This is a genomic window from Pseudomonas sp. A125, from assembly GCF_055409485.1.
Window position 1 is genome coordinate 52,169 of record NZ_JBUZVP010000014.1, and the last position, 25,596, is coordinate 77,764.

Consider the following 25,596-nt stretch of genomic DNA (forward strand, 5'->3'; position numbering starts at 1 on the left):
ATGAACGCTGAAGACTCCTTGAAACTTGCTCGCCGGTTTATCGGGTTGCCCCTGGAAAAACGCCAGATGTTCCTCCAGGCGCTGCACAAGGAAGGGGTAGATTTTTCCCGGTTTCCGATCCCGGCAGGGGTGGATGCAGCCGACCGCCAGACGCTGTCCTACGCGCAGCAGCGGATGTGGTTTCTCTGGCAACTGGACCCGGCCAGTGGCGCCTATAACCTGCCTGGCGCGGTGCGGCTCAAGGGCGCGTTGAGCCTGCCGGCGATCGAGCAAGCGTTCGCCAGCCTGGTGGCCCGCCATGAAACCTTGCGCACGGTGTTCCAGCCCCAGGCAGACGAGCGCCTGTTGCAAGTGGCCATGCAGTCGCCGCTGGTGGTTGAACAGTTGGACTTCAGTGCCCTGGCACCCGCCGAGCGTGAGCAGGCGGTGATGCAGGCCGCCACCCGCCAGTCGCTGCTGCCCTTCGACCTGGCCAACGGCCCGTTGCTGAGGGTGCAATTGCTCAAACTGGCGGAGCAGGAGCACGTATTGCTGCTGACCTTGCACCACATCGTCTCCGACGGCTGGTCGATGAACGTGCTGATCGACGAGTTCATCCGCTGCTACGACGCCCATGAGCGCAATGAGCCGCCGCAACTGCCGGCCCTGCCGATCCAGTACAGCGACTACGCCCTGTGGCAGCGCCGCTGGCTGGAGGCCGGCGAGCAGGCCCGTCAGCTGGAATACTGGCAGGCACGACTGGGGGATGAGCACCCGGTACTGGAGTTGCCCATCGACCATCCGCGCCCGGCGATGCCCAGCTACCAGGGCACCCGGCATGATTTTGCGATTGACCCGGCGTTGGCCGCGCAGCTGCGCAGTTGCGCGCAAAAACACAATGTCACCTTGTTTATGCTGCTGCTTGGCGCGTTCAATGTGCTGCTGCACCGTTACACCGGCCAGGGCGATATTCGGGTTGGCGTGCCGATTGCCAACCGTAATCGCAGCGAAGTCGAAGGGCTGATCGGTTTCTTCGTCAACACCCAGGTGTTGCGCACCGAGCTGACCGGGCAAACCCGTGTCGACCAACTGCTGCAAAGCATCAAGGAGCACGCGCTGGGCGCCCAGGCTCACCAGGAATTGCCGTTCGAGCGCCTGGTAGAAGCCTTGAAAGTCGAGCGCAGCCTGAGCCATACACCGCTGTTCCAGGTGATGTACAACCACCAGCCGCAAGTGGCGGACATCGCTGCGGTCAACACCGCTTCCGGGCTTGAGTTGTCGCTGGTGCAATGGCAAGGCCGCACCACCCAGTTCGACCTGAGCCTGGACACCTTCGAAAAATCCGGCACCCTGCACGCTGCACTGACCTACGCCAACGACCTGTTCGACGCCGCCACCATCGAGCGCATGGCCCGGCATTGGCTCAACCTGTTGCAGGCGATGGTCGCCGATGGCAGCCAGCGCATCGGTGAACTGTCGATGCTCGAAGCCACAGAGCAGCACGTGCTGGTGCATGACTGGAACCAGACGGCCGCGACGTACCCGACCGAACGTGGCATTCACCATTTGATCGACGATCAGGTGCAACGCACTCCGCACGCCATTGCGCTGGTGTTCGGCGCGACGCAGTTGACCTACGTTCAGCTCGACGCGCGCGCCAACCAGTTGGCCCATGCCTTGCGCGAGCAGGGTGTTGGACCGGACGTACTGGTGGGGATCTGCATCGAGCGCTCCATCGAAATGGTGGTCGGCCTGCTGGCGATTCTCAAGGCCGGTGGCGCCTACGTCCCGCTGGACCCGGAATACCCCCGCGACCGCCTGGCCTACATGATCGAAGACAGCGGCATACGGTTGCTGCTCAGCCAGCACAGCCTGCTGGCGACCTTGCCGGTCGACACCATCAGCGTCATTGCCCTGGACCAGGCAGAAGGCTGGCTCGACGGCTACAGCGACGAATCACTGGTCGTCAACGTGGAGGCCCTGAACCTTGCGTATGTGATCTACACCTCCGGCTCTACCGGCAAACCCAAGGGCGCCGGCAACAGCCATCGCGCGCTGGTCAACCGCCTGTGCTGGATGCAGCAAGCCTATGGCCTGGACGCCAGCGACGCGGTGTTGCAGAAAACCCCGTTCAGCTTTGACGTGTCGGTGTGGGAGTTCTTCTGGCCGTTGATGAGCGGCGCACGGCTGGTGGTCGCAGCGCCCGGCGCGCATCGCGAGCCGGCACGCCTGATCGAGACCATTGGCGAGCACGCCATCACCACGCTGCACTTCGTGCCGTCGATGCTCCAGGCATTTATCCATGAGCCGGGCGTGCAGGCCTGCGCCAGCCTCAAGCGCATCGTATGCAGCGGCGAGGCGCTGGCGCTGGATGCGCAGCTGCAGGTATTCGCCAAGCTGCCCGGCGCTGGTCTTTACAACCTCTACGGCCCGACTGAAGCGGCCATCGACGTCACTCACTGGACCTGCATCGACGAAGGTGCCGACAGCGTGCCGATCGGCCGGCCCATCGCCAACCTGGGCACCTATGTACTGGACGCGCAACTGAACCCGGTACCGGCCGGTGTCGCCGGTGAGCTTTACCTGGGCGGCACCGGGCTGGCCCGCAGTTACCACCGTCGCCCGGCGCTGACCGCCGAGCGTTTTGTGCCATGCCCGTTCCTTGCGGGTGCGCGGCTGTATCGCACCGGCGACCGGGTGCGCCTGCGCGTCGATGGTGTGATCGAATACCTCGGTCGCCTCGATCACCAGGTCAAGCTGCGCGGCCTGCGTATCGAACTCGGTGAGATCGAGACCCGCCTGATGCAACACCCGCTGGTACGCGAGGCCGTGGTGCTGGTGCAGGGCGGTAAACAGTTGGTGGCGTACCTGGTGCTGGAAGGCGACGAGCCAACGACCCCATGGCAACCGGCGTTGAAAGCGTGGCTGTTGAACAGCCTGCCGGAATACATGGTGCCCACCCACCTGATGCCGCTGGTGAAGCTGCCAGTGACCGCCAACGGCAAGCTCGACCGCAAGGCCTTGCCGTTGCCGGACGCTGCACCGCAGCAAGCGTTCGTGGCGCCACAGGATGCGCTGCAAAAAGCCCTGGCGGCGATCTGGGAGGATGTGCTCGGCCTTGAGCGCGTGGGGCTCGAAGACAACTTCTTCGAACTGGGCGGCGACTCGATCATCTCCATCCAGGTGGTCAGCCGTGCGCGGCAGGCCGGCATCCGCATCAGCCCGCGTGACCTGTTCCAGTACCAGACCGTACGCAGCCTGGCACTGGTCGCCACCCTCGATAATCGCTCGGCGGTGGATCAGGGACCGGTGACCGGTGATGCCGTGCTCGGGCCGATCCAGCAGCATTTCTTCAGCCGCGGGATGCCGGTGCGCGAACACTGGAACCAATCGCTGCTGCTGACCCCGCGTGAGGCCTTGAATGCGCAGTGGCTCGATACAGCGCTGACGCACATCATCAATCACCACGATGCCTTGCGCCTGCGGTTTACCGAAAGCACCGAGGGCTGGCAGCAAAATCATGATGCTCCGGTGGCAAGCGCTGATCTGTGGCTACGCGCTGCCGAATCGGCTGAACACTTGAATGCCTTGTGCAACGAGGCGCAGCGCAGCCTAGACCTGCAAAGCGGCCCGCTGTTGCGAGCCTTGCTGGTCACGCTGGCCGATGGCAGCCAGCGCCTGGCGCTGATCGTTCACCACTTGGTGGTCGACGGTGTGTCCTGGCGCGTATTACTGGAAGATCTGCAACAGGCATACGAACAATTGGCGGCAGGCGGCGGCATTGAGCTGGCGCCGAAAACCAGTGCATTCCAGGGCTGGACTGCACGGCTCGAACAGCAAGCGCAGCGCTTCGATGAACAACTGATGTACTGGAAAACCCAACATCAGGATGTGAAGGACCTGCCGTGCGACCGACCTCACGCCAGCTTGCAAAATGCGCAGGGTGAAAAAATCGAATGGCGACTCGACGCCGAGCGTACCCGTCAGTTGCTGCAACAGGCGCCCGCCGCGTACCGCACGCAGGTCAATGATCTGCTGCTCACCGCGTTGGCCCGTACCCTCAGTCGCTGGACCGGTCAGGCGGGCACGCTGATCGAGCTCGAAGGCCATGGCCGCGAAGACCTGTTCGATGACATTGACCTGAGCCGCACCGTGGGTTGGTTCACCAGCCTGTTCGCAGTCAACCTCACCGCCAACGATGATCTCGACGGTTCGATCAAGTCGATCAAGGAGCAACTGCGCGCGGTGCCGGACAAAGGCCTGGGCTATGGCGTGTTGCGTCATCTGGCGGCCCCGGCAATACGCGCCGAGCTGGCGGCACTGGCGCCATCGCGGATCACCTTCAACTACCTGGGCCAGTTCGACCGTCAGTTCGACGAGGCGGCCTTGTTTGTGCCGTCTGCCGAAACCAGCGGTGTGGCGCAGGATCTGGCGGCGCCATTGGCCAACTGGCTGACGGTTGAAGGCCAGGTCTATGGCGGCGAACTGTCGATGAGCTGGGGCTTCAGCCGCGCGATGTTCGACAGCGCGACCGTGCAGCAACTGGTGGACCACTATGCCAGCGAACTGCACGCGCTGATCGAACACTGCTGCACCTTGCCGGCCGCGCAAGCCACACCCTCGGACTTCCCGCTGGCGCAGGTGACCCAGGCGCAACTGGATGCGCTGCCGGTGCCGGCCGGTCAGCTCGACGATCTCTATCCACTGTCGCCCATGCAGCAAGGGTTGCTGTTCCATACCCTGTACGAACAGGCGGCGGGTGAGTACATCAACCAGTTGCGCGTCGACGTGCAGGGCCTTGATCCCGAGCGCTTCCGCGCCGCTTGGCAGGCCACCGTCGATGCGCAAGATATCCTGCGCAGCGGTTTCGTCTGGCAGGGCGAACTGGCGCAACCGCTGCAGATCGTGCACAAGCAGGTGCAACTGCCGTTCGCCACACTGGATTGGCGCGCCCGCGACGATCAGCCGGCGGCCCTCGCGGCGCTGGCCGATGCCGAGCGAGCGCAAGGCTTTGACCTGGCCTGTGCGCCCTTGCTGCGCCTGGTGCTGGTGCAGACCGGCAGCGACCAATGGCACCTGATTTACACCCATCACCACATCCTGATGGACGGCTGGAGCAACTCGCAGTTGCTCGGCGAAGTATTGCAACGCTATAGCGGCCGCACACCGGCGAATGCCGGCGGCCGTTATCGCGATTACATCGCCTGGCTGCAACGTCAGGATGGCCAATTGAGCCAGGACTTCTGGAGCGAACAACTGGCCGCGCTGCAAGAGCCGACCCGACTGGCCCGCGCGGCCACCGCAGGCGAGCGCCAGAGCGGTCACGGCGACCATTACCTGACGCTGGATGCGCAACGCACCCAGGCGCTGGAAGCGTTTGCCCGCCAGCAGAAAATCACCGTCAACACCCTCGTACAAGCCGCGTGGCTGCTGTTGCTGCAACGCTATACCGGGCACGAAGCGGTGGCGTTCGGCGCGACCGTGGCCGGACGTCCGGCGGACTTGCCCGGCATCGAGCAACAGGTCGGTCTGTTCATCAACACCTTGCCGGTGATCGGCGCACCGCGTCCGGATCAAAGCGTTGGTCAATGGTTGCAAACGGTGCAGGCGCAGAACCTCAGCCTGCGTGACTTCGAACACACGCCGCTGGCGGACATCCAGCGTTGGGCCGGGCAGGGCGGTGAAGCGCTGTTCGACAATATCCTGGTGTTCGAAAACTATCCGGTAGCCCAGGCGCTGAACCAGGCCGGGCAGGGGCTGGTGTTTGGCGATGTAGGCAACCTGGAGCAGACGCATTACGCGTTGAGCGTGGCGGTGACCCTCGGCCAGCAGCTGGCGTTGCATTACAGCTTCGACCGCGGCCAATTCGCGAGTGAGGTGATCGAAGGCATCAGTGTGCATTTGCTGCAACTGCTTGAGCAATTTGCCGAGTCGGCAGAACGCAACCTGGGTGAAATCGCCCTGGCAAGCCGCGACGAACAGGCCCGCCAGCAAGCGCAGAACCACCCACAGCCATACCCGGTGGACATCGGCGTGCATCAGCGCATTGCCGCTCTGGCGGCCGAACGCCCACAACGCACGGCGGTGATTTTCAACGATCGGCATTTCAGCTACGGTGAAATCGACCAGCGCGCCAACCAACTGGCCCACGCGCTGATTGCCCGTGGCGTTGGCGCGGAAACCCGTGTGGGAGTGGCGTTGCCGCGCAGCGAGTCGGTGATTGTGGCGTTGCTGGCGGTGCTCAAGGCCGGCGGCGCTTATGTGCCGCTGGACACCCGCTACCCGCGCGAGCGCCTGGCCTATCTGATCGAGGATTCGGGGCTGGCGCTGCTGATCAGCGATTCGTCGGTGTCGGCGCAACTGCCGGTTGCCGAATCGGTCCCCTTGCTGGAACTGGATCGTCTTGACCTGCGTGAGCAGTCGATCAAGGCGCCGTCGGTGCAGCTCGACCCGCACAACCTTGCGTATGTGATCTACACCTCCGGCTCCACTGGCAATCCGAAAGGCGTCAGCGTCGCCCACGGTCCATTGGCCATGCATTGCCAGGCCATCGGCCAGCGCTATGAAATGCGCGACAGCGACTGTGAGTTTCATTTCATGTCGTTCGCCTTCGACGGTGCCCACGAACGTTGGCTGACCAGCTTGACTCACGGGGCTTCGCTGCTGATTCGCGACGACACGCTGTGGACACCGGAGCAGACCTACAACGCCATGATCAAACACGGCGTGACCGTGGTTGCGTTCCCGCCGGTGTACCTGCAACAACTGGCTGAACATGCCGAGCGCGTCGGCAATCCGCCGAAGGTGCGCATCTATTGCTTTGGCGGTGACGCAGTGCCGAACGCCAGTTTCGAGCGGGTCAAGCGTGCGCTCGATCCGGACTACATCATCAACGGCTACGGCCCCACCGAAACCGTGGTCACCCCGCTGATCTGGAAGGCCGGTCGCGAGGTGCTGTGCGGTGCCGCGTACGCGCCGATCGGCAGCCGCATCGGTGACCGCAGCGCCTATGTGCTCGACGCCGACCTGAACCTGTTGCCCCAAGGCATGGCCGGTGAGTTGTACCTGGGGGGCAGCGGCCTGGCCCGTGGGTACCTCAACCGACCGGGGCTGACTGCCGAGCGTTTTGTCGCTGACCCGTTCAGCACCGCTGGCGGCCTGCTTTATCGCACCGGCGACCTGGTGCGCCAGCGCGCCGACGGCACGTTCGACTATCTGGATCGTATCGATAATCAGGTGAAGATCCGCGGTTTCCGCATCGAGTTGGGTGAGGTCGAAGCGGCGCTGCAAGCCCTTGATGGCGTACGCGAAGCGGTGGTCGTGGCCCAGGAAGGCAACGCCGGCAGCGGCAAGCGCCTGGTGGCTTATGTGGTCGGCGATTCGGCCCGTGCGGGCCTCACCGAAGACCTGCGTGCGCAGCTCCAGGCCGCACTGCCGGCGCACATGGTGCCGGCGTATGTCTTGTCTTTGGAACGCATGCCGCTGACACCGAACGGCAAGCTGGATCGCAAGAACCTGCCCAAACCGGATGTCAGTCAACTGCAACAAGCCTACGTCGCTCCGCGCAACGCGCTGGAGCAGCAACTGGCGACGATCTGGCAAGACGTGCTCAAGCTTGGCCAGGTGGGTATCAGCGACAATTTCTTCGAGCTGGGTGGCGATTCGATCATGTCGATCCAGGTGGTCAGCCGTGCGCGGCAGGCCGGGGTTCGCTTCACCCCCAAAGACCTGTTCCAGCACCAGACCCTTCAGGCGCTGGCCATGGTCGTACAGACCGGTGAGACGGTACAGGCGATCGATCAGCAACCGGCGACCGGCACCACGGTGCTGTTACCGATTCACCAGCAATTCTTCGCTCAGGAAATTCCCGATCGTCACCACTGGAACCAGTCGGTGATGCTCAAGCCGGCGCAGGCACTGGATGCACACGCGTTGGAGCAGGCGCTGGAGGCGTTGGTGGCGTATCACGACAGCTTGCGTCTGGAGTTCGTCGAGCAGGCTGGCGGCTGGTCGGCGCACTATCGCGACCTCGCGCCGCACACGGATCAACCGCTTCTGTGGCACGTGGAGGTCGCGGACCTCGCAGCCCTTGAGGCACTGGGTGACAAGGCCCAGCGCAGCCTGCAATTGAACGGTGGCTCACTGATCCGCGCGGTGCTGGCGAACCTGGCGGACGGCACTCAACGGCTGTTGCTGATTGTCCATCACCTGGTGGTCGATGGCGTGTCGTGGCGGATTCTGTTCGAGGATCTGCAGAACGCCTACCGGCAGATCCTCTCAGGTGTAGGTGTGCAGCTGCCGGCCAGGACCAGTGCGCTCAAGGCCTGGGCGGCGGCATTGCAGGACTACGCCGCAACGCCTGCGCTGCAGGCCGAACTGGGTTTCTGGCAGCAGCAGTTGCAGGGCGCTTCGCCAGCCTTGCCGTATGACCGTCCGAACGGCGGGCAGCAACATGGTCAGGCCCAGACCCTTCGTAGCAAGCTGGACCGCGCCCTGACTCGCCAGCTGTTGCAGGACGCTCCGGCGGCCTATCGCACCCAAGTCAACGACGTGTTGCTGACCGCGCTGGCGCGCGTGATGGTGCGCTGGACCGGTGACGAGAATGCGCTGGTGTTGCTTGAGGGGCACGGTCGCGAAGATCTGTTTGAGCACATCGACCTGACCCGTACCGTGGGCTGGTTCACCAGCGTGTTCCCGGCGCGGCTGTCGCCGGTTGCGGATCTCGCTGGGTCGCTCAAGCAGATCAAGGAACAGCTGCGGGCGATTCCGCATAAAGGCATCGGTTTCGGCGCACTTGCGCACCTGGGCGATGAACAGGCCCGTGAGTCCCTGCAAGCCTTGCCGGTACCCTGCCTGACCTTCAATTATCTGGGTCAGTTCGACGCCAGCTTCGATGCCGCCGACGATGCCCTGTTTGTGCCAACCGGCGAATCCGGCGGTGAAGAAGTCAACATGCAGGGGCCGCTCGGCAACCCGCTGGCGCTCAACAGCAAAGTCTTCGGAGGGGAGCTGGATCTGAGCTGGACCTACAGCGGCGCGATGTTCGATGCCGCTACCATCCAGCGCCTGGCCGACGACTATGTGCAAGAACTGACGGCGCTGATCGGCCATTGCTGTGACCACGCCAACCGTGGCGTGACGCCGTCGGATTTCCCGTTGGCGCAACTGTCGCAGCCGCAACTCGATGCGCTGGTGCTGGAGCCGCAAGGTATCGACGACATCTACCCGCTATCGCCGATGCAGCAGGGCATGCTGTTCCACACCTTGCTCGAACACGGCAACGGCGACTACATCAACCAGATGCGCCTGGACATCGATGGCCTCGATCCGCAACGCTTTCGTGCGGCCTGGCAAGCCGTGGTGGATGCCCATGACATCCTGCGCACCGGGTTCTTCTGGCAGGGTGACCTGCCGCAACCGTTGCAAGTGGTACAGCGTCAGGTCGACGTGCCCTTCAGCGTGCTCGACTGGAACGGCAAGGCCGGGCTCGACGTGGCACTGCAAAACCTCGCCGACAAAGAGCGGGCACTGGGGCTGGACCTGACCTGCGCGCCGCTGCTGCGCCTGGTACTGGTACGTACTGCAGTCGATCATCATCACCTGATCTACACCAATCATCACATCCTGATGGACGGCTGGAGCAGTGCGCAGTTGCTCGGCGAAGTGTTACAGCATTACCGCGGTGAAGCGGTTGTGCGTCCGGTCGGTCGCTACCGCGATTACATCGGCTGGTTGCAGCATCAGGATGCGGCGGCTGCCCAAGCCTATTGGCTGGCGGCGTTGAATGACCTGCAAGAGCCGACGCGCCTGGCCGATGCCATCGCGCGTCCTGATGCGGGCTTGCCGAGTGTCGGTTACGGCGATCATTACCAAGTGCTGGACGCGGACCTCACCCTGCGCCTGGACACGTTTGCCCGGGCCTCGAAAGTCACCGTCAACACCCTGGTGCAAGCTGCATGGCTGCTGCTGTTGCAGCGTTACACCGGCAAGGATTGCGTGGCATTCGGTGCCACGGTCGCCGGGCGTCCGGCGGACCTGCCGGGGGTCGAAGCGCAGATTGGCCTGTTCATCAACACTTTGCCGGTGGTTGCTGCGCCGCAAGCACAGCAAAGCCTGGCGAGCTGGCTGCAAGGTGTGCAGGCGCAAAACCTCGCCTCACGGGAGTTTGAACACACGCCGCTGGCAGACATCCAGCGCTGGGCCGGGCAGGGGGGCGACGCGCTGTTCGATAGCCTGATGGTGTTCGAGAACTACCCGATTGGCGACGCGCTGGAGCGTGGTGCGCCGCAAGGTCTGCGTTTCGGCGCGGTGGCCAATCAGGAGCAGACTAACTATCCGTTGACCCTGCTGGTGAACATGGGCGCGCAACTGTCGGTGCATTTCAGCTACCAGTGCGAAAGCTTTGCGGCGGCCAGCGTGGCGCAGCTTGGCGCGCATTTGCAGCGCCTGCTGAGTCAGATGGCTGACGCAGACGGGCGTTCGCTGAGTGAGCTGAACCTGATCGAAAGTGTCCCGGGCGTCGAAGCCGTTTTCGTCACCGAGCTGTGCATCCATCAACGTATTGCCCTTCAGGTTGCGGCCACCCCGGATGCACTGGCCGTGACCTTTGCCGGCACACGGCTGAACTACGCTGAACTGGACGCGCACGCCAACCGTCTGGCGCACAAGTTGATCGAACTGGGTGTCGGACCGGAAGTACGGGTGGGCGTGGCGATGCCGCGTTCCGGGCAGTTGCTTGTCGCCTTGCTGGCGGTGCTCAAGGCTGGCGGTGCATACGTGCCGCTGGACCCGGATTATCCGGCGGATCGCGTCGCTTACATGCTCGAAGACAGCCGTGCGCGGGTGCTGCTGACCGAGCAGGCCGTCGCCGCGACCCTGAGTGTGCCGGGCGATACCCAAGTGTTACTGCTGGATCAGCTTGCACTGGACGTTTATCCGCACAGCGCGCCCGACACTGCAGTGCAACCGGACAACCTCGCCTACGTGATCTACACCTCCGGCTCCACCGGCAAGCCCAAAGGCGTGGCGATTGCCCATCGCAACGTCATGGCGCTGATCGACTGGTCAGCCAGGGTCTACAGCCGCGATGACATTCAAGGCGTGCTGGCTTCGACTTCGGTGTGCTTCGACCTGTCGGTGTGGGAACTGTTTGTCACCCTGGCCAACGGCGGATCGCTGATCATTGCGCGTAATGCGCTGGAACTGCCCCAGCTGCCGGCTCGCGATCAGGTTCGCCTGATCAATAGCGTGCCGTCGGCGATTGCCGCGCTGCAACGTGCCGGGCAGATTCCGCCGAGCGTGCGCATCATCAATCTGGCGGGCGAACCGCTCAAGCAAGGCCTGGTTGACGCGCTGTACGAACAAGCGACGGTCGAACACGTCTATGACCTGTACGGCCCGTCTGAAGACACCACCTATTCGACCTGGACCCGCCGCAGTGCCGGTGGTCAGGCACGGATTGGTCGGGCCCTCGATCACAGCACCAGCCATTTGCTCGATACCGACCTGCAAGGGGTGCCGCAAGGGGTTTCGGCGCAGTTGTACCTGGCGGGCGCCGGTATCACTCGCGGTTACCTGGGCCGTGCAGCGATGACCGCCGAGCGCTTTGTGCCCAACCCATTCGTCGGCAACGGCGAGCGGATGTACCGCACCGGAGACCTGGTGCGCCAGCGCGAGGACGCCGATCTGGAATACCTGGGCCGGATCGACCATCAGGTGAAAATCCGGGGATTGCGTATCGAACTGGGGGAGATCGAGGCGCGATTGCTCGCCCAGCCGACGGTGCGCGAAGCGGCGGTGCTGGCCGTCGAAAGCGTGACCGGCGCACAACTGGTGGCCTACGTGGTCGCCGCGCAACTGGATCTGTACGACGGCGATGCGCAGCGGCGGCTGCGCGACGGACTAAAGACTGCCCTCAAGTCTTCGTTACCTGACTACATGATTCCCGCGCACCTGCTGTTCCTTGAGCAGTTGCCACTGACCCCCAACGGCAAACTCGACCGCAAGGCCCTGCCCGCAGTGGATGTCAGCCAGATGCAGGCCGCGTATGTCGCGCCGCACAGTGAGCTTGAGCGGCAGGTCGCGGCGATCTGGCAGCAAGTGCTTACCGTGGAGCGCATCGGCCTGAACGATCACTTCTTCGAACTGGGTGGGCACTCGCTGCTGGCGGTCAACGTGGTATCGCGCATTGCCCTTGAACTGGGCCTGACGCTGACCCCGCAACTGTTATTCCAGTGCCCCGTACTGGGGGATTTTGTCGCTCGACTCGATACAGGAGGCGGGGCAATCAACGAACAGAAACTGAGCAAGCTGGAAGCCCTGCTTGACGATATGGAGGAAGTCTGATGGACAAGAGTGTTGCTTTGAGGGTAGCCAAGCGCTTTATCACTCTGCCGCTGGACAAGCGTAAGCTTTACCTGGAAAAGATGCTCGAAGAGGGTGTTTCTCCGGCCAACCTGCCGATCCCGCAAACACGCTCCGGGTTTACGGCGATTCCTCTGTCATACGCTCAGGAACGTCAACTGTTCCTCTGGCAAATGGATCCGCACAGCACCGCGTATCACATCCCCAGCGCCTTGCGCCTCAAGGGCCGGCTGGATGTCGCGGCGCTGGAGCGCAGCTTTAACGCGGTGGCGGCGCGTCACGAAAGCTTGCGCACCACTTTCGCAGAGCACGGCGAAACCTTCTGCCAGGTGATTCATCCGCAGCTGCCGTTGAGCGTCAACTTGACGCCGCTGGCCGAAGGCCTCGACGTCGCGAGTGAGGACGCTGCGATCAAGGCGTTCGTCGAGAGCGAGACTGCGCGCCCGTTCGATCTGCAACAGGGCCCATTATTGCGGGTGTCGCTGCTCGAAGTGGCGCAAGACGATCACGTGCTGGTGCTGATCCAGCACCACATCATCTCCGATGGTTGGTCGATCAAGTTGTTGGTGGGCGAGCTGATCCGGCATTACGCCGCCGACACCGCCGGGCACTCGCTGAACCTGCCGGAACTGACGGTGCAATATGCCGACTACGCGATCTGGCAGCGCCACTGGCTGGAAGCCGGTGAGCGTGAGCGGCAACTGGCCTATTGGATCAACACCTTGGGCGGCGAGCAGCCGGTGCTGGAGTTGCCGATTGATTTTCCACGCCCGGCAGTACAGAGCCTGCGCGGGGCGCGGCTCGAACTGAACCTGCCGGCAGCCCTCGGCGATGCGCTCAAACAACTGGCTCAGCGCGAAGGTGCGAGCCTGTTCATGGTCTTGCTGGCCTCGTTCCAGGCGTTGCTGCATCGCTACAGCGGCCAGGCGCAAATTCGCGTCGGGGTGCCGACGGCCAATCGTAACCGGGTCGAGACCGAAGGGCTGATCGGCTTTTTCGTCAACACTCAGGTGCTCAATGCCGACGTCCACGGACAACTGCCGTTCAACGAGTTGCTGGCCCAGGTCAAGCAATCGGCGATGGACGCCCAGGCGCATCAGGACTTGCCGTTCGAACAGTTGATCGAGGCCCTGCAACCGGAGCGCAGCTTGAGCCACAGCCCGGTGTTCCAGGTGATGTTCAACCACCAGGCCAGCCGTGACCAAGGCCTGCGCTTGGCGCAATTGCCGCACTTGAGCGTCGAGGACGTGCAGTGGGAAGGGCGCACCGCGCAGTTCGACCTGACCCTCAATACGTATGAGTCCAGCGACGGCCTTGCCGCCGAACTGACCTACGCCACCGATCTGTTCAAGCCCCAGACTGTCGAGCGTCTGGCTCGTCACTGGCAGAACCTGCTGCACGGCATCATCGCGGCACCGGCCCGGCGTATCGGCGAATTGCCGTTGCTGGAAAGTGCCGAACACGCTGTGCTGTTGCAGGACTGGCTGCGCGTCGCCGATCGCACTGCGCGAGCAGAATGCGTGCATCAGGACTTTGCCTTGCGTGCGCAGCAAGACCCGCACTCCAGCGCGCTGATCATCGGCGAAGATGTGTTGACCTACGGTGAGCTGGATGTTCGGGCCAATCAGCTGGCGCACAGGTTGATCGAGGCCGGTGTCGGCCCCGATCGGTTGGTCGGGATTGCCGTCGAGCGCAGCGTCGAAATGATTGTCGGCCTGCTGGCGATCCTCAAGGCCGGTGGCGCTTATGTGCCGCTGGACCCGGCGTACCCGGAAGATCGCCTGGCCTACATGATCGAGGACAGCGGCCTGCAATTGTTGCTGACCCAATCGCACTTGCAGGTGCAGTTGCCGATCCCGGCGGGCGTACAAACCCTGTTGCTGGATCAGCCACAGAACGAGCTGTCGTCGTATCCGCCGACAGCGCCGCAGGTCACCGTCAGCGGCGAGCACCTGGCCTACACGATCTACACCTCCGGTTCCACCGGAAAGCCCAAAGGCGTGATGGTGCGTCACGCGGCACTGAGCAACTTTGTCGCGAGCATGATCAGGCAGCCGGGGATCGCTGCGGCAGATCGCATGCTGTCGCTGACCACGTTTTCCTTCGATATTTTCGGCCTGGAAATCTACGGCCCGCTGCTGGCCGGCGCCTGCGTGGTGCTGACCGGCAAGGACGTGCATCAAGACCCGCAAGCGGTACTCGACCTGATCGAGCGTCACGCCGTGAGCGTATTGCAAGCCACGCCGTCGACCTGGCGCATGCTGCTCGACAACGAACATGCCGCAGTCCTTCAAGGCCGCACTTTCCTCTGCGGCGGCGAAGCGCTGTCCCAAGAACTCGCACACCGCATGCTGGCGTTGACGCTGAGCGTGTGGAACCTTTACGGCCCCACCGAAACCACCATCTGGTCGGCGCAACATGCGTTGAGCGCCGACAGTCACCGCCCGTTCCTCGGTACGCCGATCGACAACACTGCGCTGTATATCCTCGGCAGCGACCTTGAGCTCAACCCGCTCGGTGCCTCGGGGGAACTGCTGATCGGCGGCGACGGCCTGGCCCGAGGTTACTTCCAGCGCCCGAGCCTGACGGCCGAGCGTTTTGTGCCGGATCCCTTCTCCAAAACCGGTGCGCGGCTGTACCGCACCGGCGACCTGACCCGCTACCGTGCCGAAGGCGTGATCGAATACGTCGGGCGGATCGACCATCAAGTCAAGATCCGTGGCTTTCGGATCGAACTGGGCGAGATCGAAGCGCGCTTGCTCACACTCGATAGCGTGCGCGAAACCGTCGTGGTCGCGCAGGACGGTCCGACGGGCCCGCAACTGGTGGGCTACGTGGTGCCTGCCAGCGGCGAAACCCTTGATGCCGATGGCGAGGCCGCATTGCGCGCTGCACTCAAGGCCCGCCTCAAGGCCGAGTTGCCGGAATACATGGTACCGGCGCACCTGCTGTTTCTCACGCAACTGCCACTGACCCCCAACGGCAAAGTCGATCGCAAAGCGTTGCCGGCCCCGGATGCCAGCCTGTTGCAAGCGACGTACCGCGGGCCACAAACCGTCACCCAGCACACGGTCGCCGAGATCTGGCAAGCGGTGCTGAAACTGGATCGCGTGGGCTTGAGTGACAACTTCTTCGAGCTTGGCGGCCATTCGTTGCTGGTGACCCAGGTGGTCTCGCGGGTGCGCCAGGCGCTGAACGTATACGTGCCGCTGCGTACGCTGTTCGAACACAGCGTCCTGGAGGATTTCGTCGCCGCCCTTGGGGTCGGGCAGGCACATCAGGAACCGCCAATCGTCGCGTTGCCACGCCTGCAACCGCTGGCACTGTCCTATGCCCAGGAACGCCAATGGTTCCTCTGGCAACTGGAGCCGACCAGCACCGCTTATCACGTGCCGGCCGCGCTGCGCCTGCGGGGTGACCTGGACCTGTCGGCGTTGCAGCGCAGCTTCGATGCGCTGATTGCCCGTCACGAATCCCTGCGCACCTGTTTCGTCGAGGAACAAGGACAGACCCTGCAACTGATCCAGCCCGACGTTACGCTGGCGCTTGACGTGCAGAGCGTCGCGGCGGATGTGGATGAGGCCGTGCTGCAAGCGCTGGTCGCCGAAGAAACCCTGCACCTGTTCAACCTGCAGCAAGGGCCGCTGTTGCGGGTCAAATTGCTGCGCCTGGCCGCCGATGACCATGCGCTGATTATTACGCTGCACCACATCGTTTCCGATGGCTGGTCGATGAGCATCATGGTTGACGAGCTGGTTGCGCTGTATGCCGCGTACAGTCAGGGTCAGGTTGCGCAATTGCCGGCGCTGGCGGTGCAATACGCCGACTATGCCGTGTGGCAAAAGCAATGGATGGGCGCGGGTGAGCGCGAGCGTCAATTGAGTTACTGGACTGCACAATTGGGCGGCGGTGATCAACCGTTGCTGGAGTTGCCGACGGATCGTGCGCGGCCACCGGAGCAGAGCTACCGCGGGGCCCGTCGCGATATCCCTGTGAGCCCCGAACTGGCAACGGCGCTCAAGCAGCTTGCCCAGCGCGAAAACGTCACCCTGTTTGCACTGTTGCTGGCGTCGTTCCAGACCTTGTTGCACCGCTACAGCGGCCAGGCCGATATTCGTGTCGGCGTACCAGTGGCCAACCGTAGCCGGGTGGAAACCGAGGGCCTGATCGGCTTCTTCGTCAACACCCAGGTACTCAAGGCTGAATTCGACAGTCAACAGTCGTTCCGCAGCCTGTTGCAGCAAGTGAAAAATACCGTGCTCGGCGCCCAGGCCCATCAGGACCTGCCGTTCGAACAACTGGTCGATGCGTTGCAACCGCAACGCAGCCTCAGCCACAGCCCACTGTTCCAGGTGCTGCACAACCACCAGAGCCAGACCCGCCAGGCCCAGGGCGCAACGCGCTTGCCGCGCATCGAAATCGAAGGCCTGAGCTGGGCCTCGAACACGGCGCAGTTCGATCTGACCCTCAACACCTTCGAGTCCACCGATAGCGTCTGGGCCGAGCTGACCTACGCCACCGATCTGTTCGACGCTGCGACGATTGCGCGCCTGTCGCAACACTGGACCAACCTGCTGCAGGGCATCGTTGCCGACAGCGGGCAGCGCATCGCCGAGCTGCCATTGCACGACGCCGCCGAACGCCAGGCCATGCTGTTGCAATGGAACCCGGCGGTCGTCGACTTTGCGAGCGAGCAGTGCCTGCATCAAATGATCGAAGCCCAGGCGGCGCGCGCGCCACAAGCGATTGCCGTGATCTGTGGCGACCAGGCCCTGAGCTATGGCGAACTCAACGCCCGTGCCAACCAACTCGCCTACAAGCTGATCGACTGCGGAGCAGGGCCGGACGTGCGTGTCGGCCTGGCGGTTGAGCGCAGCCTGGAAATGCTCGTCGGCCTGCTGGCTATCCTCAAGGCTGGCGGCGCTTATGTGCCGTTGGATCCGACGTATCCGCAAGAGCGCCTGAGCTACATGATTGGCGACAGCGGCATCGGCCTGCTGTTGACCCAAAGCCATTTGGTCGGACGTTTGCCGGTGCCGGACACCGTACGCAGCCTGATGCTCGACCAGCAGCGTGACGGCCTCGAAGGCTACAGCGACAGCAACCCGCACGTGCGCATGAGCCCGGACAACCTGGCTTATGTGATCTACACCTCGGGTTCTACCGGTCAGCCCAAAGGCACCTTGCTGGCGCATCACAACGTGCTGCGCCTGTTCAACGCCACGAATGCGTGGTTCGACTTCGGCGCCCAGGATGTCTGGAGCCTGTTCCATTCTTACGCGTTCGATTTCTCGGTCTGGGAAATCTTCGGTGCGCTGCTGTACGGCGGAAAACTGGTGGTGGTGCCGCATGAGGTCAGCCGCTCGCCGGAAGACTTCTTCGCCTTGCTCTGCCGTGAGCAAGTCACCGTGCTCAACCAGACGCCATCGGCATTCAAACAACTGATGCAGGTCGCTTGCGCACCGGAGCACGCAAGCCGGCAAACGGCCCTGCGCTATGTGGTGTTCGGTGGTGAGGCGCTGGAGGTCAAGAGCCTGCGTCCGTGGTTCGAGCGTTTCGGCGATCAGGCGCCCCAACTTATCAACATGTACGGCATCACTGAAACCACGGTGCACGTGACCTACCGCCCATTGTCGATGGCCGACCTTCAGCGTGACGCCAGCAGTCCGATTGGCGAACCGATTCCCGACCTGTCGTGGTACTTGCTCGACGCTGATCTGAACCCGGTATCCAAGGGCTGCATCGGTGAGCTGTATGTCGGGCGAGCCGGTTTGGCACGGGGTTACCTGAACCGCGCCGACCTGACGACGTTGCGCTTCATTCCCGACCCGTTTGCGGCCAACGGCGCTCGTCTGTATCGCACCGGCGACCTGGCGCGGTATCGCGCCGACGGCACGATCGAGTACATCGGGCGTATCGACCATCAGGTGAAGATTCGCGGCTTTCGCATTGAGCTGGGTGAAATCGAAGCGCAGTTGCTGGAACAAACCGCGATCCGCCAGGCAGTGGTGCTCGCGCAACCGGGCCCGAGCGGTCAGCAACTGGTGGCGTACCTGGTGCCGAGTGATGCGTCATTGCTTGAAGCCAGTGCAGTCGCGCAAACGCAATGGCGCGATAGCGTGCGTGCCGAACTCAAGGAAAACCTGCCGGACCACATGATCCCGGCGCACCTGTTGTTGCTGGCCCAACTGCCGTTGACGGCCAACGGCAAACTCAACCGCAGCGCGCTGCCATCGCCGGATGCGAGCCAGGCTCAACAGGCTTATCAGGCGCCGCAAAGCGATCTGGAACAGCGGCTGGCTGAAATTTGGCAGAACGTGTTGAAGCTGCCGCAAGTGGGGCTCAACGACAATTTCTTCGAACTGGGCGGTGACTCGATCATCTCGATTCAGGTGGTCAGTCGTGCCCGTCAGGCCGGGATCCGTCTTACTCCGAAAGACTTGTTCCAGCACCAGACCGTGCAGCGATTGGCGCTGGTGGCGCAGGTCGGCGAGAGCGAAATCAGCATCGACCAGCAAGCAGTGACCGGTGCAGCGCTTCTGTTACCGATTCAGCAGCAGTTTTTCGAGGATGAAATTCCCGAACACCATCACTGGAACCAGTCGGTGCTGCTCAAGCCGCGCGAGCCGCTGGCTGCGGACACGCTCGAACAGGTGCTGCGCGCACTGGTGGTTCACCATGACGCTTTGCGCCTGAGCTTCAGCCAGCACGATAACACCTGGCAAGCCGGGCATCTTGCGGTCGACAATCTGCCAAAAACCTTGCTTTGGCAGGAGCATGTCGCCGAGGCGGCAGAACTCGAAGCGTTGGGTAATCGCGCCCAGCGCAGTCTCGATCTGCACAACGGGCCGCTGCTGCGCGCGGTACTGGCTAACCTCGCCGATGGCAGCCAGCGTCTGTTGCTGGTGATCCACCACCTGGTGGTCGACGGCGTGTCATGGCGGATTCTGCTCGAAGACCTGCAAAGCGCTTATCAGCAAGTCATCAACGGTGAGGCACTGAGCCTGCCGGCGAAAACCAGTGCCTTCAAAGACTGGAGCGAGCATTTGCAGCGTTACGCCAACGGCCCGGCGTTGCAGGAAGAGTTGGCTTACTGGCAAGCCTGCCTGAGTGACGTCAGCACCGATTTGCCGTGCAAGCGTATGGACGCCGGTCAGCAAAATCGTCTGGCGCACACCGTACAGACCCGACTCGACCCTGAGCTGACCCGGCAATTGCTGCAAGAAGCGCCGGCGGCTTATCGCACGCAGGTCAACGACCTGCTGCTGACCGCGCTGGCCCGGGTGATCGGGCGGTGGAGCGGTCAGTCCTCGACGCTGATCCAGCTCGAAGGCCATGGCCGTGAAGAGTTGTTCGACGGCGTCGACCTGACCCGCACCGTCGGGTGGTTCACCAGCCTGTTCCCGGTGCGCCTGACCCCGGCGGCAACGCCAGGCGATTCGATCAAGCAGATCAAGGAACAATTGCGTTCGATCCCCGATAAGGGCATTGGCTTCGGCGCGCTGCGTCATCTGGGTGATGCTCGGGCGCAGCAAAGCCTGCGCGCACTGCCGACACCGCGTATCACGTTCAACTACCTTGGCCAGTTTGATGGCAGTTTTGAAGGCGATGACGGCGCGCTGTTTGTTCCGGCGCAGGACAATGCCGGCGTCGATCAGAGCCCGGATGCACCGCTGGGCAACTGGCTGACGCTTAACGGGCAGGTATATGGTGGCGAGCTGCGCGTCGGCTGGACGTTCAGCACCGAGCGTTTCGACAGCGCCACCATCGAACATCTGGCCCGGGAATACGCGGATGAACTGGCGGCACTGATTGCTCATTGCCTGACCACGGGCATCGAAGGCCTGACGCCATCGGACTTCCCGCTGGCCGGCCTGACCCAGGCGCAACTCGACAGTCTGCCGCTGGCAGCGCGCCAAGTCGCCGATATTTACCCGTTGTCGGCGATGCAGCAAGGCATGTTGTTCCACAGCCTCTACGAACAAGCCACCGGTGATTACATCAATCAGGTGCGGCTCGATGTCGATGGCCTTGATTCGCAGCGTTTCCTCGCGGCCTGGCAAGCGGCGGTGGACAATCACGACATCCTGCGCACCAGTTTTGTCTGGCAGGGGCAAGTGGCGCGGCCGCTGCAAATAGTGCACAAGCAACTGGACATGCCGTTCAGCGTCCTCGACTGGCGCGCCCGCAGCGATTGGAAAACTGCGCTGGATACGCTGGCCACCGAGCAACAGGCACAGGGTTTCGACCTGAGCCAGGGGCCGCTGCTGCGTATGGTTGTGGTGCGCCTGGACGATCAGCGCTGCCACTTGATCTACACCAACCATCACATCCTGATGGACGGCTGGAGTAACTCGCAGTTGCTCGGCGAAGTGCTGCAACGTTACAGCGGTGTGGCTCAACCGGCGCCGGCCGGGCGTTATCGGGACTACATCGAGTGGCTGCAACGCCAGGACGTGCAAGCCAGTGAGCAGTACTGGACGGCGCAACTGGCCGATCTGCAAGCACCGACGCGTCTGGCGCAGGCACTACAGGCCCAGCGTGGCGACGCCCCCCGCCATGGCCATGGCGAATATCTCTACCGGCTTGATGCCGCACAGACCCAACGGTTGGGGGCGTTTGCCCGGCAACAGAAGGTCACGCTGAACACCGTGATCCAGGCCGCATGGCTGTTGCTGTTGCAGCGCCTGACCGGTCAGCAAAGTGTGGCGTTCGGCGCCACGGTGGCTGGTCGTCCGGCCGAACTGCGCGGCGTCGAGCAACAGATCGGCTTGTTCATCAACACCTTGCCGGTGATCGCCAGCCCACGCGCGGAATCCAGCGTCGGCCAGTGGTTGCAGAGCGTGCAGGCGCAGAATATTGCCTTGCGTGAACATGAACACACGCCGTTGTTCGATATCCAGCGTTGGGCCGGCCGCAGCGGTGAAGCGCTGTTCGACAACATCCTGGTGTTTGAAAACTACCCGGTGTCCGCGGCGCTGGAGCAGGGCGCGCCCCAAGAGCTGCGCTTCGGCGAGGTCAACAATCACGAGCAGACCAACTACCCGTTGACCCTGCTGGTGCATTTGGATGATGAACTGTCGATGCACTTCAGCTATCAGTGCGACAGCTTTGCAGCCGCCAGCGTGGAACAACTGGGCGCGCATTTGCAGCGTCTGCTCAACCAGATGACCGTAGCGGGCCAGCGTTCGCTCAGCGAGTTGAACCTGATCGACGTCGCCGCCTCGACCGTCGACACGGACTTTGTCACTGACCTGTGCATCCATCAAGGCATCGCCCTTCAAGTGGCGGCCACGCCGGATGCGCTCGCCGTCACCTTCGCCAACACGCAGCTGACTTACGCCGAGCTGGATGCCCGAGCCAACCGTCTGGCGCACAAGCTGATCGAGCGGGGCGTCGGCCCTGAAGTGCGTGTGGGTGTGGCGATGCAGCGTTCCGAGCAATTGCTTGTCGCGTTGCTGGCAGTGCTCAAGGCCGGTGGCGCCTATGTGCCACTGGACCCGGATTATCCGGCCGATCGCGTGGCCTACATGCTTGAAGACAGTTGCGCTCGCGTGCTGTTGAGCGAGCAAGCCGTTGCTGCGACCCTGACGGTGCCGGGCAATACGCAAATAGTGCTGATGGATCAGGTTGAGTTGAGCGGTTACCCGGACAGCGCGCCGCAGACGTCGGTGACTGCGGACAACCTGGCTTATGTGATTTACACCTCGGGCTCCACCGGCAAGCCCAAAGGCGTGGCGATTGCCCACCGCAACGTCATGGCGCTGATCGACTGGTCAGCGAAGGTCTACCGGCGCAGCGATATTCAGGGTGTATTGGCCTCGACGTCAGTGTGCTTCGATCTGTCGGTGTGGGAGCTGTTTGTCACCCTGGCCAACGGCGGCTCGCTGATCATTGCGCGCAATGCCCTGGAGCTACCGCAGTTGCCGGCCCGTGACCAGGTGCGACTGATCAACACCGTGCCATCGGCCATTGCCGCGCTGCAACGCGCCGGACAGATTCCGCCGAGCGTGCGGATCATCAACCTGGCCGGTGAGCCGCTCAAGCAAGGCCTGGTGGACGCGCTGTATCAACAGCCGACCGTCGAACACGTTTACGACCTCTACGGCCCGTCGGAGGACACCACCTATTCGACCTGGACCCGGCGCACCGCAGGGGGGCAGGCGCGTATCGGCCGGGCACTTGACCACACTGCCAGTCATTTGCTGGATGCCGATCTGCACACAGTGCCGCAGGGCATTTGTGCCGAGCTGTACCTGTGCGGCGCGGGCATTACCCGCGGCTACCTGGGCCGCGCAGCGATGACCGCCGAACGCTTTGTGCCTAACCCGTTCGCCACCCATGGCGAACGTCTGTACCGCACCGGCGACCTGATCCGCCTGCGTGAAGAGGGTGAGCTTGAGTACATGGGCCGCATCGACCATCAGGTGAAGATTCGTGGCTTGCGTATCGAGCTTGGTGAAATCGAAGCGCGCCTGATCGCCCATTCGGCAGTACGTGAAGCGGTGGTCGTGGCCAGTGAGGTGCTGGGAAGCCAGCAGTTGATCGCTTACCTGGTGCCAACTGACCCGGCGGCGCTGGACGCCAGTGATGTGCAGCAGCGCGAACGGTACGACCAACTCAGCGCCTGGCTGGGTGCAGTGCTGCCGGATTACATGGTGCCCACGCATTGCCTATGGCTGGCGCACATGCCGTTGAGCCCCAACGGCAAGATTGATCGCAAACGTCTGCCGGCGCTGGAACTTTCGGCGGCGCAACTGCATGTCGAACCGGCCAACGCCACCGAGCAGGCGCTGGTGGCTATCTGGAAGGACGTGCTGGGGGCTGAACAGATCAGCACCACCGACAGTTTCTTTGCCTTGGGTGGCGACTCGATCGTCTCGATTCAAGTGGTCAGCCGAGCCCGCCAGCAAGGTATTGAGTTGAGCCCCAAAGACCTGTTCCAGCAACCGACCATTCAGCAATTGGCGCTGCGTGTTCAAACCACGTCGGCGACCCGGTCGCCGGCTGCGGTATTGGTCGATGTGCCACTGCATGGTTTGAGTGAGGCGCAAGTCGCCGGGCTGCCGTTGCCGGAAGGACGACTTGACGGTCTGTATCGCTTGTCGCCGATGCAGCAGGGCATGCTGTTCCTGGGCCTGAACTCGCCGGAGTCCGATCTCTACATCAACCAACTGTGCATTCCGGTACAGGGCCTTGAGCCTGCACGTTTGAAAGAAGCCTGGGAAACCGTCAGCCGCCGGCATGACATTCTGCGCACCGGTTTCCTCTGGCAGGACATGGCCGAGCCGCTCCAATTCGTGCTTGGCGATGCGCAATTGCCGATCAGCCTGCTTGACTGGCGTGATCAGGATCATTCGGCACAAGCCCTGCAGAACCTGGCCGATGCGGAGCGGGCCAAGGGCTTCGAACTGGATCGTCCGCCGCTGCAACGCCTGACGCTGGTGCAGGTCGGCGAAGGCAGCTATCAGTTGATCTGGACCTATCACCACATCCTAATCGACGGCTGGAGCAGTTCGCAGTTGATCGGTGAAGTGTTGAGCCAGTACTCCGGACAACGTCTGGCCGAAGCTGTGCCGTATCGTCGTTACATCAACTGGCTGCAACAGCAGGATGCCAATGCAAGCGAAGGCTTCTGGCGCCAGCACCTGGCGTTGCTCGACGAGCCCACCTACCTCGCCGACGCGGTCGCCCGCACCGGCAATGGCCGTGGTCACGAAGCGCTGTACAGTCGTTTGGGCGAAACCCGCACCGAACAGCTCAAGGCCTTCGCGCAATCGCAGCAGATCACCCTCAACACGCTGGTGCAAGGCGCGTGGCTGATGCTGTTAAGCCGTTACAGCGGCCAGCGCTGCGTGGTGTTCGGTGCCACCGTGGCCGGGCGCCCGGCGAGCCTGCCGGCGTCGGAATCGATTCTGGGCCTGTTCATCAACACGCTGCCGGTAATCAAGGAAGTGCCGGCCGAACAGGCGGTCGGGCAGTGGCTGCGCGACTTGCAGGATTTCAACCTGGAAATGCGCGAGCGCGAATACACGCCGCTGACCGACGTGCAACGTTGGGGCGGGCGTGCGGGTCAGTCGCTGTTCGACAGCATCATCGTGTTCGAGAACCATCCGATTGATCAGGCGTTGCGCGAGTGGCGCGATGACTCTTTGACGTTTGGCGAAATCAACGCCGCGGGCCTGACCAACTTCCCGATGGACTTGATGGTCACCCTCGAAGACGGTCTGGTGATCGAGTACATGTTCCTGCGTGAGCATTTCGACCTGGCGACGGTTGAAGGCATCCGCAGCAACATGGAAGGCTTGCTCACGGCGTTGTCGCAAGATGCCGGGCAAGCGCTCGGTTGTATCGGTCTGCCGACTGCGCAGGTGCCTTTGGCGGCAGTTGCCGAGGCATCGGCCGAGACTCAGCCGGTTCACCGGCGTATCGAACAATGGGCCGTTCAGCACGGCGGGCAAACGGCGCTGATCTTCAAGGGTGAAACGTTCAGCTACGGGCAGATCGACGCCCGGGCCAATCGCCTGGCCCATGCGCTGATCGCGCAAGGTGTTGGCCCTGAAGTGCGGGTGGGTGTCGCGTTGCCGCGCAGCGAGAACATGATTGTGGCGTTGCTCGCGGTGCTCAAGGCCGGTGGCGCCTATGTACCGCTGGACGCGAGCTATCCGCGTGAGCGCTTGAGTTATCTGATGCGTGACTCCGGCATTGCGTTGTTGCTCAGCGATTCGAGCTTGCGCCAGGTGCTGCCGACGCAGGACAACCTGCATGTGCTGGAACTGGATCACCTTGATCTGACTGCCCAGCCGGGCAGCGCGCCGAATGTGCCGGTGCAGCCGGACAACCTTGCCTACGTGATTTACACCTCCGGGTCCACCGGGCAGCCCAAAGGCGTGGGTGTGGCACACGGGCCGCTGGCGATGCACTGCCAGGCCATCGGCCAGCGTTATGAAATGAGCGCAGCCGACTGTGAGCTGCACTTCATGTCGTTCGCTTTTGACGGTGCTCATGAACGCTGGTTGACCACATTGACTCACGGGGCGCGTCTGTTGATTCGTGACGACAACCTGTGGACCGCCGAGCAAACCTACAACGCACTGCATGAGCATGGCGTGACGGTGGCGGCGTTCCCGCCGGTCTACTTGCAACAACTGGCCGAACACGCCGAGCAACATGGTAATCCGCCGGCAGTACGCATCTACTGCTTTGGTGGCGATGCGGTGCCGGTGGCGAGTTACGAGATGGCCAAGCGTGCGC

2 protein-coding genes (1 of these 2 running past the window's edge) are annotated in these 25,596 nt (G+C 63.0%); both read left to right on the forward strand.

Features of this window, described 5'->3' with window-relative positions; all coding sequences use genetic code 11:
• Positions 1-12,324 carry a non-ribosomal peptide synthetase gene (locus ACZRN6_RS19620; protein WP_464008583.1) on the forward strand — a complete coding sequence of 4,108 codons (12,324 nt, stop codon included), beginning with the start codon at positions 1-3 and terminating at the stop codon, positions 12,322-12,324.
• Positions 12,324-25,596: the 5' portion of a non-ribosomal peptide synthase/polyketide synthase gene (locus tag ACZRN6_RS19625; RefSeq protein ID WP_464008584.1), read on the forward strand. The gene runs 1,739 nt beyond the window's last position; the window shows 13,273 of its 15,012 coding nt (coding positions 1-13,273); the start codon lies at positions 12,324-12,326; the stop codon falls past the right edge of the window. The genes ACZRN6_RS19620 and ACZRN6_RS19625 overlap by 1 nt, the downstream gene beginning before the upstream one ends.